Source organism: Burkholderia torrens (genome assembly GCF_984668525.1).
Genome location: NZ_OZ480212.1, coordinates 2,636,770 through 2,650,078, shown reverse-complemented (window position 1 = coordinate 2,650,078; position 13,309 = coordinate 2,636,770). Strand labels below are relative to the sequence as shown.

General features: G+C 69.1%; 10 protein-coding genes. 8 read left to right on the top strand and 2 right to left on the bottom strand.

Annotation, left to right across the window (positions count from 1 at the left end):
* Positions 1-5 precede the first annotated feature (5 nt).
* From AC5LXX_RS28130 to AC5LXX_RS28110, 5 genes are all read left to right on the top strand, one after another.
* Positions 6-1,964, top strand: a complete 1,959-nt coding sequence (locus tag AC5LXX_RS28130) for an arylsulfatase (protein WP_493411873.1) — start codon at positions 6-8, stop codon at positions 1,962-1,964.
* A 16-nt stretch (positions 1,965-1,980) separates the two neighbouring features.
* The gene (locus AC5LXX_RS28125; protein ID WP_493411872.1) at positions 1,981-3,030 is read left to right on the top strand and encodes a formylglycine-generating enzyme family protein; all 1,050 of its coding nucleotides are present in this window, start codon (positions 1,981-1,983) and stop codon (positions 3,028-3,030) included.
* Complete coding sequence (locus tag AC5LXX_RS28120; protein WP_493411871.1) at positions 3,027-3,839, top strand: MetQ/NlpA family lipoprotein; 813 nt, start codon at positions 3,027-3,029, stop codon at positions 3,837-3,839. Before AC5LXX_RS28125 ends, AC5LXX_RS28120 begins: the two co-directional genes overlap by 4 nt.
* On the top strand, positions 3,833-4,819 hold the full coding sequence (locus AC5LXX_RS28115; protein ID WP_493411870.1) for a flagellin N-methylase: 987 nt from the start codon (positions 3,833-3,835) through the stop codon (positions 4,817-4,819). Before AC5LXX_RS28120 ends, AC5LXX_RS28115 begins: the two co-directional genes overlap by 7 nt.
* Before the next feature lie 78 nt (positions 4,820-4,897).
* On the top strand, positions 4,898-5,224 hold the full coding sequence (locus AC5LXX_RS28110) for an antibiotic biosynthesis monooxygenase family protein (RefSeq protein WP_124451363.1): 327 nt from the start codon (positions 4,898-4,900) through the stop codon (positions 5,222-5,224).
* Between the two features lie 10 nt (positions 5,225-5,234).
* Here AC5LXX_RS28110 and AC5LXX_RS28105 read toward each other — a convergent pair whose 3' ends face one another.
* Together AC5LXX_RS28105 and AC5LXX_RS28100 are read right to left on the bottom strand one after the other, a co-directional pair.
* Positions 5,235-6,083 carry a hypothetical protein gene (locus AC5LXX_RS28105; RefSeq protein ID WP_493411869.1) on the bottom strand — a complete coding sequence of 283 codons (849 nt, stop codon included), beginning with the start codon at positions 6,081-6,083 and terminating at the stop codon, positions 5,235-5,237.
* Positions 6,084-6,237: 154 nt separating this feature from the next.
* A complete protein-coding gene (locus AC5LXX_RS28100; protein ID WP_124451359.1) occupies positions 6,238-7,170 on the bottom strand; it encodes a LysR family transcriptional regulator in 933 nt (310 codons plus the stop codon).
* A gap of 206 nt (positions 7,171-7,376) precedes the next feature.
* Here AC5LXX_RS28100 and AC5LXX_RS28095 point away from each other — a divergent pair, with 206 nt between their 5' ends.
* The 3 genes from AC5LXX_RS28095 (at position 7,377) to AC5LXX_RS28085 (ending at position 13,299) form a co-directional block, all read left to right on the top strand.
* Positions 7,377-8,150: a putative hydro-lyase gene (locus AC5LXX_RS28095; RefSeq protein ID WP_493411868.1), complete on the top strand. Its 774-nt coding sequence runs from the start codon at positions 7,377-7,379 to the stop codon at positions 8,148-8,150.
* An 82-nt stretch (positions 8,151-8,232) separates the two neighbouring features.
* Positions 8,233-9,531, top strand: coding sequence for an MFS transporter (locus tag AC5LXX_RS28090; RefSeq protein WP_124451354.1), 1,299 nt, complete (start codon positions 8,233-8,235; stop codon positions 9,529-9,531).
* Between the two features lie 129 nt (positions 9,532-9,660).
* Positions 9,661-13,299, top strand: coding sequence for a hydantoinase B/oxoprolinase family protein (locus tag AC5LXX_RS28085; protein ID WP_493411867.1), 3,639 nt, complete (start codon positions 9,661-9,663; stop codon positions 13,297-13,299).
* Positions 13,300-13,309: the final 10 nt, after the last annotated feature.

The window sequence follows — 13,309 nt, the reverse complement described above, 5'->3', positions numbered from 1 at the left end:
CAAGAATGAAAAAGTCCGCTTCGCCGTTGCATGCTTTCCGTTTCCGTGTCGTCTGCGCCGCGATTGCCGGCGCGGTGTCGCTCGCCTCGTGCGGCGGCGTCGACAGCGATTCGCCGCCGCCGCAGGCCAATACGACGCCGCCGCAGGCCGCGAAGCGCCCGAACATCCTGTACATCATGGCCGACGACCTCGGCTATTCCGACATCCATGCATTCGGCGGCGAAATCAACACGCCGAACCTCGACGCGCTCGTCGCATCGGGCCGCATTCTGTCGAACCACCACACGGGCACCGTCTGCGCGATCACGCGCGCGATGCTGGTATCCGGCACCGATCACCATCTGGTCGGCGAAGGCACGATGGGCGTGCCGACCGACGAGCGGCGCGGGCTGCCCGGCTACGAGGGCTACCTGAACGATCGCGCGCTGTCGTTCGCACAACTGCTGAAGGATGCCGGCTATCACACGTATATCGCGGGCAAGTGGCACATCGGCTCGGGGATCGTCGGCAGCGCGACGGGCAGCGGGCAGACGCCCGACCAGTGGGGTTTCGAGCGCAGCTACGTGCTGCTCGGCGGCGCGGCGACGAACCACTTCGCGCACGAGCCGGCCGGCTCGTCGAACTACACGGAAGACGGCCGCTACGTGCAGCCTGGCCAGCCCGGGCAGCCGGGCGGTACGGGCGGCAGCCCGGCCGTGTTCTATTCGACCGACTTCTATACGCAGAAGCTGATCTCGTACATCGATTCGAACCAGCGCGACGGCAAGCCGTTCTTCGCATACGCGGCGTACACCTCGCCGCACTGGCCGCTGCAGGTGCCCGAACCCTGGCTGCACAAGTACGCGGGCGTGTACGACGCCGGCTACGACGCGATCCGCAACGCGCGGATCGCGCGGCAGAAGGCACTCGGCCTGATTCCCGCCGACTTCAAGCCGTTCGACGGCCTGCCCGAGACGACGGCCGCGTCGCCCGCGACCGCGAACAACGGCGCCGCGAACGCGAAGTACATCAGCGCTGTGCATACGGCCGCGGACGGCTACAGCGACTACGGTGCAGGCAAGGTCGACAAGCTGTGGGCGAGCCTGTCGCCGGCCGAGCGCAAGGCTCAGGCGCGCTACATGGAGATCTACGCGGGGATGGTCGAGAACCTCGACTACAACATCGGCCTGCTGATCCAGCACCTGAAGGACATCGGCGAATACGACAACACGTTCATCATGTTCCAGTCGGACAACGGCGCGGAAGGCTGGCCGATCGACGGCGGCGCAGACCCGACGGCGACCGATACCGCGAACGGCCAGGACCCGATCTACTCGACGCTCGGCACCGACAACGGCAAGCAGAACGCGCAGCGTTTGCAGTACGGGCTGCGCTGGGCCGAAGTGAGCGCGTCGCCGTTCCGGCTCACGAAGGGCTATTCGGCCGAAGGCGGCGTGTCGACGCCGACGATCGTGCGGCTGCCGGGCCAGTCGCAGCAGCTGCCGACGCTGCGCACATTCACGCACGTGACCGACAACACGGCGACGTTCCTCGCGGTCGCGGGCGTCACGCCGCCGTCGCAGCCGGCGCCGCCGCTCGTCAACACGCTGACGGGCGTCGACCAGAACAAGGGCAAGGTGATCTACAACAACCGCTACGTGTATCCGGTCACGGGCCAGTCGCTGCTGCCGGTGCTCACGGGCTCCGCGACGGGCGAAGTGCACACGACGCCGTTCGGCGACGAAGCGTACGGCCGCGCTTACCTGCGCAGCGCGGACGGCCGCTGGAAGGCATTGTGGACCGAGCCGCCGCTCGGGCCGCTCGACGGTCACTGGCAGCTGTACGACCTCGCGTCGGATCGCGGCGAGACGACCGACGTGTCCGCGCAGAACCCGTCGGTGATCGGCACGCTCGTCGACCAGTGGAAGACCTACATGAGCAACGTCGGCGGCGTCGAGCCGCTGCGTCCGCGCGGCTACTACTGATCGCGGGGGCGACACGATGCGGTTCCGCTTCTGGACGACCGGCGCGGCGCTTGCCGCCACGCTGTTCGCCGCCGCATTCGCGGTGGGCTATGCGAATTCGGCGGCGCCGCCAGGCGGCGCATTCGACGACCTGAATCGCGGCCGCGCGCTTGCGCCGCTCGGTTCGGAACGACAGTGCGAACGTTATTCGGGACTGCCGGCGAAGTGGCGCGACGACCCGCAGGCGGGGATGGTGCACCTGCGCGGCGGCGCGTTCGTGTTCGGCAGCACGCGCGGCTATGCGGACGAGCGTCCGGTCGGCGACGGCCGCACGCGCGTCGGCAGCTTCTGGATCGACCAGACCGACGTGACGATCGCGCAGTTCGCCGCGTTCGTGCAGGCGACCGGCTACGTGACCGAGGCCGAGCAGCAGGGCGGCGCGGCCGTGTTCCACGTGCCGACGCGCGACGAGATGAATGCACGCGACCTCGCATGGTGGTCGTGGGTGAAGGGCGCGTCGTGGCGTCACCCGCGCGGGCCGGGCAGCGACGTCGAAGGGCTCGGCAACCTGCCCGTCACGCTCGTCACGCAGCGCGACGCGCTCGCGTATGCGCGCTGGCTCGGCCGTGACCTGCCGACCGAGGCGGAATGGGAATACGCGGGCAAGGCCGGCCGCGACGATGCATCGCTCGATGCGGCGCCGCGCGATGCGCAGGGCAAGCCGGCCGCGAATTACTGGCAGGGCGCGTTTCCGGTGCTCGACACGGCCGAGGACGGTCATGCGGGGCTCGCACCCGTCGGCTGCTACGCGGCGAACGGCTTCCGGCTCTACGACATGATCGGCAATGCCTGGGAATGGACGAAGGACGCGTACACGGGCCCGCATCAGTCGCACACGAACGGCGACACGGCGGCCGTCGCGCCGCCGACGCGCCGGCACGATACGCCGATGGTCATCAAGGGCGGCTCGTTCCTGTGCTCGCGCGATTACTGCGTACGCTATCGCGCGTCGTCGCGCGAGCAGCAGGAGGCCGACCTTGGTGCGTCGCATATCGGCTTTCGCACGATTCTGAGGGATGCGTCATGAAGAAGGGCTTCGTGCGATTCGTTTCCGTAGGGTTGCTGGCTGCGTGCGGCGTCGTGCATCAGGCCTCGGCCGTTGCGGCAGAAACCGTTGCACCGGCGGTGCGCGTCGGCGTGACGCGCGGCGTGCATGCGCAGATCCTGGACGAAGTGAAGCGGGTCGCCGCCACGCGCGGACTGGGTATCGACGTCGTCGAATTCGACGATGCATCGCGTATCGACGCGGCGCTTGCCAACGGCCGGATCGATGCGGCCAGCTTCGAGGACGCGCAACAGCTTGCCGCGACGCGCACGCAGAAGCGCTACGCATTGTCCGAAGTCGCGCCGACCGTCACGCTGCCGATGGCGTTTTATTCGCGCAAGCTGACAAGCCTGAGCGCGTTGCAACCGGGCGCGACGGTCGCGATTCCCGCCGATCCGCGCGGCATGGCACGCGCGCTCGTGCTGCTGCAGAACGACACGCTGGTGACGCTGCGCGAAAAGGCTGGCCTGCACGCGACGCTGCGCGACGTGACCGGCAACCGGCTCGGGCTGAAACTCGTCGCGCTGCGCCGTGATCGTCTTTATGCGGCGCTCGATACGGCCGCGTTCGTCGCGATCGACAGCGACGACGCCGCCCGCGCCGGGCTGCAGCCCGCGCGCGACAGCATCAGCCTCGAGGATGCGCGCTCGCCGTATGCGAACGTGCTGACGGTGCGCGACGCCGATCGCTCGAAGCCGTGGGTCACGCAGCTTGTCGCCGCGTATCACTCGGACGACGTCGCGCGTTTCATCCTCACGCGCTACCAGGATTCGGTGCGGCGGCCGTGGTAGATAGCTACCTGCTTGCATGCAGCGCATGCGGACGCTGCTGCAACAGCCCGCCGACGCTGTCGTTGCGCGAACTGTTCCGGCATCGGCAACGCTTCGTCGGTGCGCTGACGATCCGTCGCGTGCCGAAGCGGCGGATCGGCGAGCGTTGGCGCGCGGGCGGGCGCGAGCACGCGCTCGATGCCGACGATGTCGCGGCAGCCGATGCGCTGGCCGACCGGCTGTTCCATCGCGTCAGCGGTGCGAATGGCGAATGGATCGCGCTGACGCTGCAGGGCTACGACTATCCGTCGCTCGCCCGTTGCGCGGCGCTGGCCGACGATGGCCGCTGCAGCGTGCATGCGAACAAGCCGTCGATCTGCAGCGCGGTGCCGCTCGATCCGATGCTGCCGGACCGGTTGCAGTCGCGCGTGCTCGCTGCGCGGCGCGACGATGCGGCATGGCTCGGCGCGAACTGCATCGTCGAGGCGGGAGCGCTGCAGTCCTCCGCCGGATCTTCCTTTCCGGTTCCGCTGGTAACGGCCGGGCAGGTCGCGGACCGCGCGGCGCTCGACGCCCATCGTCATGCGCTCGCGTTCGAGCGTGCGGTGTGGCGCGATGCCGTGTTCGCGTCGTTGACCGATGGCGGGCAGGACGTGCGTCATGCGCTGTCGCGGCTCGCACCGGGCGGCTACCTGACCGTGTCGATCGTGCCCGTGCTGCTGACCGTCGCGTCGATATCCGCGCATTGCCGCGCGCTGTGCATCGACTTCGTCGACGCGCAGCTTGCATTGATCGGCGCAAACATAGAAGCGGCGCTCGCACGCCGATGTGCCGACGACCGGCCCGCGACGCAAGAGCTGCGCGGTTTCGCGCAGGCGCTCGAGCGCGCAAGACTCGCGCTCGCGGCGATGCCGTCGCCCGCAGCCGGCGCGCATGCAGATGCGCCGCGGATCGACGCATGGCTCGACGACCGGCTCGCCGCCGATCCGCTCGCCGCATAGCAACCGTCGCATGACGATCGCGGCACGCCGCGCGTGCCGTACACTTGCGCTCTTTCAACCGTCTTCGATGGAGCGTGCATGTACGCGTCGACCTTCATTTTTCGTGCCGGGCAATACGACGACGAGTTCCACCGTCTCGACCGGCAGATCGCCGACATGGCGCGCGCGACGCCCGGCTATCTCGGCGAGGAAACGTGGGAGAACGCCGAAGCGGGGCTGATCCAGAACGTCTACTACTGGGAATCCGAGGCGGCGCTGCAGCAGTTGATGCAGCATCCCGCGCATCTCGAAGCGAAAGCGAAGCACGCACGCTGGCTGGACGGTTATCGCGTCGTGATTTCGAAGGTGCTCCGCGAGTACGGCGACGGCAAGCTGACGCAGCCGCATGCGGGGCAATCGGCGTGAGTGTCGCCGGTCAAGCGGTCGCTCCGGTTTCACCCGGCGCGGCCGGTTCGCTTCCCGCGCGCGTCCAGACCGGAAACGTCGCATTCCGGATCGACGTCTGCGCGTCGATGACCTTGCGGTGATCGATGCCGGGCAGGTCGAGCAGCCGGTCGACCGCCGCCTTCGCGCCTTCGGCGTCCTGCGGGAATCCGCACGCGAGCTGCTCGTTCGTGTCGAACAGGAGCCACCAGACATCCGACACGAACGGCCCCTGGTCGTTGGTTTCGATCACGACGGCACCGAGGTCGGACAGCGCGATCCCGTGCGTTGCACCGGTCTGGTCGGTCGATTCGATGCGTGAGCCGGTCGCCGTCACGGTCCAGCCGCTTTGCCGGCCGGGCGGGCGGCCCGGTGACGGTGCGGTATCGCGTTGTACCGGGCGGCGCGTGCTTGCCGCTGCGGCCGCAACACGTTCCTTCCGCTGGCGCCCGTCGATCCACGGTAACGCGGCGCCGCCAATCATCGCCGCGATCCACAGGTAGTACCCGGCGCCGAACGTGCTGATCTTTTCGTAGTTCGCGTCGGTCGGTATCGCGTGCCACCCGATCGCAAAGACCACGGCCGCGGCGAGCAGCGCGGATACGGTGCGGTTCGGCCTGATCAGCGCGACGACGAGCAGCGGATTGCCGAGCCACGCGAACTGGAGGTCGAGGATCGCGAGCGGCCCGAGCGCGAGCACCATGTAGCCGCGCCACCAGCTCACCGCGCCGGCCGCATTCGGCGGTTCGGCCGCGACGGGCAGCAGCAGCGACGCGACATACAGCGCGACGATCACGGCGCGCGCAAGGTTCAGGCGGGTGGAAGCGGAGCGGATCTGCATGTTGCCTTCTGTCGAGCACGGGCATGCGAAGCGATGAATGCCGGTCGGCCGCGCCGTCATTCACGATGCGTGGCGCGAAGGTGCCCACGCGCCGAAGGCGATTGTGGGCGATTCCCGCCGAGATGTCGAACGCGCGTCGACCCGCGCGGCACCGTCAAAGCGCTTCGACCAGCAACCGCTTGCTCTTTTCGCAGTACTCGTGACACGCGGCCCGCGCGGCGATCGACGCGCCGTGCACGAACCGCGGCGCGTCCGCACGCCGCGACATCGACACGACGATCGACGGCGGCGACGGCTGCAGCGGCAGCTCGACGACTTCGCCGCTTTCGATCAGCGCATCGACGAACAGCACCGGAATCGCGGCGACGCCGAAACCGTCGCGCACCAGCTGCACGATCACCGAGATCGACGGCGAGCCGGTGATGCGCGTCTCCGACAGCGGCACGCCATGCGCATGCGCGAGCGCGCGGACGATGTCTTCCAGCGCGCGATGCGGCGCGGTGCCGCGCCCGTACGTGAGGATCGGCTGGCGCAGCACCTGCCGCGCGAGGCCGGTGCGCGTGTTCGGCAGCAGCCCCGCGCGCGCGATCCAGCGCACCGGGTAGTTCGCGAGCGCGTCGCACACGACCGATGCCTCGTCGCTGCCTTCGACGCGGATGATCAGGTCGAGCTCGCCGGCCATCAGCCGGCGCTGCAGCACGACGCTGACGTCGACGGTCAGGTCGATTTCCAGCTGCGGATAGTCGGCCGCCAGCCGCCGCATGTAGTGCGGCAGCCAGCTGTGCACGACGGTCTCGATCACGCCGAGCCGCAGTTTGCCGCGCAGCGCGCTCTCGCCGGACGCGGCGGCCTGCAGCTCCTGCGTCGCCTCGACCACGGCCTTCGCATAGCCGAGCAGGTACTCGCCGTTCGGCGTGAGCCGGAATTCGCGGCTGTCGCGATCGACGAGCACCGTCTGCAATTCGTCCTCGAGCGCCTTCAGGCGCTGCGAGATCGCGGCCGGCGTCGCATGCAGCGCGGCTGCCGTCGTGCGGAAGTTGCGCAGCTTCGCGAGCGTGACGAAGGTTTCGAGAAAACGCGTGTTCATGGCGGATCGGGCGAGCAGTGGATGCGCAGCTTGCCGGCGACGAAAAATGAACGGGACCGGGGAAAACCCGCGGATCCGTTAAGAAATTCTATACAACAGACGCAAAAAAACTCGTTGGCGTCAAAATTTTTTCCTTTCTATTCTTCGCCATATCCGATGACACACCACCGTCATCCCGACGACATCCCGATCTGCGACGACTCATCATGACGCCTTCCGAATTCCGCCAGTCCGTGCGCCGCGGCGCATTCCGCGGCCCGACCGCCGGCCATTGCGGCCCGTTCGCGCAAGCGAACCTCGCAATCCTGCCCGACGCGTACGCGCACGATTTCCTGCGTTTCTGCCAGGCGAACCCGAAGGCCTGCCCGCTGCTGGGCGTCGGCGAACCGGGCGCGTTCCGGATCGACGCGCTCGGCGAGGATCTCGACATCCGCACCGACGTGCCGAGCTACAACGTATACAGGGACGGGCGCCTGACCGAGCGCGTCGAGTCGCTCGAAGCGCTGTGGCGCGACGATTTCGTCGTATTTGCGATCGGCTGCTCGTTCTCGTTCGAGGACATGCTCGCCCGCGAAGGTATCGGGCTGCGTCACGTCGAGGAGGGTCGCAACGTGCCGATGTACCGCACGTCGATCGCGAATCGCCGCGCGGGCATCTTCGGCGGCCAGCTGGTCGTGTCGATGCGGCCGATGCGCGGCGCCGACGCGATCCGCGCGGTGCAGGTCACGAGCCGGTTTCCGGGCGTGCACGGCGCGCCGATCCATATCGGCCACCCGCGGGAGCTCGGCATCGCCGACCTGAATGCGCCCGAATTCGGCGACGCCGTGACGATCCGCGACGGCGAGCTGCCGGTGTTCTGGGCGTGCGGCGTGACGCCGCAAACCGCGCTGATGGACGCGAAGCTGCCGATCGCGATCGCGCACACGCCCGGCCACATGCTGATGACCGACATCACGAACGCATCGCTGGCCGTATTCTGAATTCCGGGCCGGCAGACGGCCACGCAAGACACACCGCACGCACGATCGCCATTCGAACGCGCATAACGACAGGAGCACCACCATGGAAAGCAAGACCCTCGCGGCACCCGCCGCCGAGCCCGCGAGCCGAGCGAGCAGCGGCCTGTTCTCGTGGTACGCCGATGCACAGCCGCGCGAGCGCCGTGCGTTCTGGAGCTGCAAGGTCGGCTACATGCTCGACGGGATGGACACGCAGATGCTGTCGTTCGTGATCCCGACGCTCGTCGCGACGTGGGGCATCTCGCTCGCGGACGCCGGCTTCATCGGCACGGTCACGCTGCTCGCGTCGGCGCTCGGCGGCTGGATCGCGGGCATCCTGTCCGACCGGATCGGCCGCGTGCGCACGCTGCAGCTCACGGTGTTGTGGTTTGCGGTGTTCACCGCGTTGTGCGGGCTCGCGCAGAACTACCACCAGTTGCTCGCGGCGCGCGCGCTGATGGGTTTCGGTTTCGGCGGCGAATGGACAGCCGGCGCGGTGCTGATCGGCGAAGTGATCCGCGCCCGCGATCGCGGCAGGGCGGTCGGACTCGTGCAGTCGGGCTGGGCGATCGGCTGGGGGCTGTGCGCGCTGTTGTACGCACTGCTGTTCTCGGTGCTGCCGGCCGAGCAGGCGTGGCGCGCACTGTTCCTCGTCGGCCTCGCACCCGCGCTGCTGGTCGTCGCGATCCGCCGCTACGTGAAGGAGCCGGACGTCTACGAGAAGGAGAAGGCCGCGCAGGCAAAAGTGGCCGATGCGCCGCGCCTGACCGAGATCTTCGCGCCGAAGCTGATCACGACGACGCTGCGCGCGGCGCTGCTGACGACCGGCGCGCAGGGCGGCTACTACGCGATCACGACGTGGCTGCCGACCTTCCTGAAGACCGAGCGGCACCTCACGGTGATGGGCACCGGCGGCTATCTCGCGATGATCATCTTCGGTTCGTGGGTCGGCTACCTGACGAGCGCGTACCTGACCGACCGCCTCGGCCGCAAGCCGAACTTCATCCTGTTCGCGGTCGGCTCGATGGTGATCGCATTCGCCTACACGTCGCTGAACCTGACCAACGCGTCGATGCTGTGGCTCGGCTTCCCGCTCGGGTTCTTCGCATCGGGCATCTTCTCCGGGATGGGCGCGTTCCTCACCGAACTGTTCCCGACCCGCGTGCGCGGTTCCGGCCAGGGCTTCTGCTACAACGTGGGCCGCGCGATCGGTGCGCTGTTCCCGTTCCTGATCGGTGCACTCTCGAAGCAGTACGGGCTCGGCACGAGCATCGGCATCTTCGCGGTCGCCGCCTACGGCGTGGTGATCGTCGCCGCGCTGACGCTGCCCGAGACCCGCGGCCGCGAACTCGACGCCGCCTGACCGACGGCAGCGACGGGCCGGCCGGCCCGGCGTTTTTCTTCCCCTTTCATCGAGACCGTGACACGGCGTGCGACGCGCGCCGTGCGGCGGCGCTCGTCCCTCGATTCCACGACGCCTCGACCCGACATCATGACCGACCGACACCTTTCCCCCGTTCCCTCCGACGCTGCGCGCTGGCAATTCTGGATCGACCGCGGCGGCACGTTCACCGACATCGTCGCGCGCCGGCCCGACGGCACGCTCGTCACGCACAAGCTGCTGTCGGAGAACCCCGAGCAGTACCGCGACGCGGCCGTGGCCGGCATCCGCCACCTGCTCGGCGTCGCGGCAGGCGAGCCGATCACGCCCGCGCACGTCGACATGGTGAAGATGGGCACGACGGTCGCGACCAACGCGCTGCTCGAACGCAAGGGTGAACGCACCGCGCTCGCGACGACGCGCGGCTTTCGCGACGTGCTGCGTATCGCGTACCAGAACCGGCCGCGCCTGTTCGATCTCGACATCGTGCTGCCCGATGCGTTGTACGAGACCGTCGTCGAGATCGACGAGCGCGTCGGCGCGCATGGCGACGTCGTCGTGCCGCTCGATGTTCAGGGTGCCGAAGCGGCGCTGCGCCGTGTGTTCGACAGCGGCGTGCGTGCGCTCGCGATCGTGCTGATCCACGGCTACCGCTACACCGCGCACGAACGCGCGCTGGCCGAACTCGCGCGCCGCATCGGCTTCACGCAGGTGTCGGTATCGCACGAAGTGTCGCCGCTGATGAAGATGGTGTCGCGCGGCGATACGACCGTCGTCGACGCGTACCTGTCGCCGATCCTGCGCCGCTACGTCGAGCAGGTCGCGCACGAGATGCCGGGCGTGAACCTGCAGTTCATGCAGAGCAGCGGCGGGCTGACGCGCGCCGACGCGTTCCAGGGCAAGGACGCGATCCTGTCGGGCCCGGCCGGCGGCATCGTCGGGATGGTGCGTGCTGCGCGTGCGGCCGGCTTCGGCCAGGTGATCGGTTTCGACATGGGCGGTACGTCGACGGACGTGTCGCACTACAACGGCGAGTTCGAGCGCGAGTTCGAGACGCAGGTGGCCGGCGTGCGGATGCGTGCGCCGATGATGAGCATCCATACGGTCGCGGCGGGCGGCGGTTCGGTGCTCGGCTTCGACGGCGCGCGGCTGCGCGTCGGGCCCGAATCGGCCGGCGCGAACCCGGGGCCGGCCGCCTACCGGCGCGGCGGCCCGCTGACGGTCACCGACTGCAACGTGATGCTCGGCAAGATCCAGCCCGACCATTTCCCGCGCGTGTTCGGCCCCCATGCGGACGAACCGCTCGACCGCGACGGCGTGGTCGCGAAGTTCGCGGCGCTCGCCGACGAGATCCGCGCGGCGACGGGGCGGCGCGAGACGCCCGAGGCGCTGGCCGAAGGCTTCCTGGACATCGCGATCGGCAGCATGGCGAACGCGATCAAGAAGATCTCCGTGCAGCGCGGCCACGACGTGTCGCGCTACGTGCTGACGACGTTCGGCGGCGCGGGCGGCCAGCACGCGTGCGGCGTGGCCGATGCGCTCGGGATGACGCAGGTGTTCGCGCATCCGCTCGCGGGCGTCCTGTCCGCATACGGGATGGGTCTCGCCGACCAGACCGCGATGCGCGAGCGCGCGGTCGAGGCCGTGCTGTCCGACGCATCGTTGCCGGCGCTGAATGCGGCACTCGACCGGCTGGCCGACGAGGCCGTCGGCGCGCTGCTCGAACAGGGTGTGCCGCCGGAGCGGATCGCGACCGAGCGGCGCGTGCACCTGCGCTACCAGGGCACCGATTCGGCGCTCGACGTGCCGGCCGGCAGCGTCGACGCGATGCAGCAGGCGTTCGAGGCCGCGTACCGGCAGCGCTACGCGTTCCTGATGCCCGGCACGCCGCTGGTGGCCGAGCTCGCGTCGGTCGAGGCGATCGGCCGCTCCGACGCGCCGGTCGACATCGCGCCGCTCGCACCGCGCGAGGCAGGCGAGGCGCCGCAAGCGCACGCGGCCGTGCGCTTCTATTCGGGCGGCCAATGGCACGACGCGGCGCTGGTCGTGCGCGACACGCTGCTTGCCGGCGACGCGATCGACGGCCCGGCGATCGTCGCGGAGAAGAACGGCACGACCGTCGTCGAACCCGGCTGGCGCGCCGAAATGACCGCGCAGGGCAACCTCGTGCTGACGCGCACGACGCCGCTGCCGACGCGCCGCTCGCTCGGCACCGATGCCGACCCGGTGCGGCTCGAGATCTTCAACAACCTGTTCATGTCGATCGCCGAACAGATGGGGCTGCGGCTGCAGAACACCGCGTACTCGGTGAACATCAAGGAGCGGCTCGACTTCTCGTGCGCGATCTTCGACGGCGACGGCAACCTGATCGCGAACGCGCCGCACATGCCCGTACACCTCGGCTCGATGGGCGAGAGCATCCGCACGGTGATCGAGCGCAACCGCGGCCGCATGCGCGACGGCGACGTGTTCATGCTGAACGACCCGTATCACGGCGGCACGCACCTGCCGGACGTGACGGTCATCACGCCGGTATTTGCCGACGGCTCGGACGCGCCGCTGTTCTACGTCGGCTCTCGCGGCCACCACGCGGACATCGGCGGCACGACGCCCGGCTCGATGCCGCCCGATTCGACGCATATCGACGAGGAGGGCGTGCTGATCGACAACTGGCAGCTGGTGTCGGCCGGCGTGCTGCGCGATGCCGACACGCGCGCGCTGCTCGCGTCGGGCCGCTACCCGGCGCGCAACGTCGAGCAGAACATGGCCGACCTGCGCGCGCAGGTCGCCGCGAACCAGAAGGGCGTCGACGAGCTGCGCCGGATGGTTGCGCAGTTCGGCCGCGACGTCGTGCTCGCGTTCATGGGGCACGTACAGGACAACGCCGAGGAAGCCGTGCGGCGCGTGATCGGCGCGCTGCAGGACGGCGCGTACCGTTACCCGCTCGACAACGGCGCGGAGATTCGCGTCGCGATCCGCGTCGACCGCGCGGCGCGGCGTGCGGAAATCGATTTCACCGGCACGTCAGCGCAGCTCGACAACAACTTCAACGCGCCGAAGGCCGTCTGCATGGCCGCCGTGCTGTACGTGTTCCGCACGCTGGTCGGCGACGACATCCCGCTGAACGCCGGCTGCCTGAAGCCGCTGACGGTCATCGTGCCGGCTCGCTCGATGCTGAACCCCGAGTATCCGGCGGCCGTCGTGTCGGGCAATGTCGAAACGTCGTCGGCGATCACCAACGCGCTGTACGGCGCGCTCGGCTGCGTCGCGTCGAGCCAGGGAACGATGAATAACTTCACATTCGGCAACGCTCGCTACCAGTACTACGAGACCATCGCGGGCGGCAGCGGCGCGGGTGACGGTTTCGCGGGCGTCGGCGCGGTGCAGACGCACATGACGAATTCGCGGCTGACCGATCCTGAGGTGCTCGAATGGCGCTACCCGGTGCGGCTCGATTCGCACCGGATCCGCGCCGGGTCCGGCGGCAGCGGGCGCTGGCGCGGCGGCGACGGCGCGGTGCGGCGGATCCGCTTCCTCGAGCCGATGACCGCGTCGATCCTGTCGAACAACCGGATCCACGCGCCGTTCGGCGCGGCGGGCGGCGGCGCCGGCGCGCTCGGCCGCAACACGATCGAGCGGGCCGACGGCACGGTAGAGGCGCTCGACCATATCGGCCGCGCGCAGATGGCGCCGGGCGACGTGTTCGTCGTCGAAACGCCGGGCGGCGGCGGCTACGGCGTGGCGGGCTGACCGCTGCAAC

Coding starts and splice junctions, on each gene's coding strand:
- AC5LXX_RS28130 (WP_493411873.1), top strand. CDS start 6: ATGAAAAAGTCCGCTTCGCCGTTGCATGCTTTCCGTTTCCGTGTCGTC.
- AC5LXX_RS28125 (WP_493411872.1), top strand. CDS start 1,981: ATGCGGTTCCGCTTCTGGACGACCGGCGCGGCGCTTGCCGCCACGCTG.
- AC5LXX_RS28120 (WP_493411871.1), top strand. CDS start 3,027: ATGAAGAAGGGCTTCGTGCGATTCGTTTCCGTAGGGTTGCTGGCTGCG.
- AC5LXX_RS28110 (WP_124451363.1), top strand. CDS start 4,898: ATGTACGCGTCGACCTTCATTTTTCGTGCCGGGCAATACGACGACGAG.
- AC5LXX_RS28105 (WP_493411869.1), bottom strand. CDS start 6,083: ATGCAGATCCGCTCCGCTTCCACCCGCCTGAACCTTGCGCGCGCCGTG.
- AC5LXX_RS28100 (WP_124451359.1), bottom strand. CDS start 7,170: ATGAACACGCGTTTTCTCGAAACCTTCGTCACGCTCGCGAAGCTGCGC.
- AC5LXX_RS28095 (WP_493411868.1), top strand. CDS start 7,377: ATGACGCCTTCCGAATTCCGCCAGTCCGTGCGCCGCGGCGCATTCCGC.
- AC5LXX_RS28090 (WP_124451354.1), top strand. CDS start 8,233: ATGGAAAGCAAGACCCTCGCGGCACCCGCCGCCGAGCCCGCGAGCCGA.
- AC5LXX_RS28085 (WP_493411867.1), top strand. CDS start 9,661: ATGACCGACCGACACCTTTCCCCCGTTCCCTCCGACGCTGCGCGCTGG.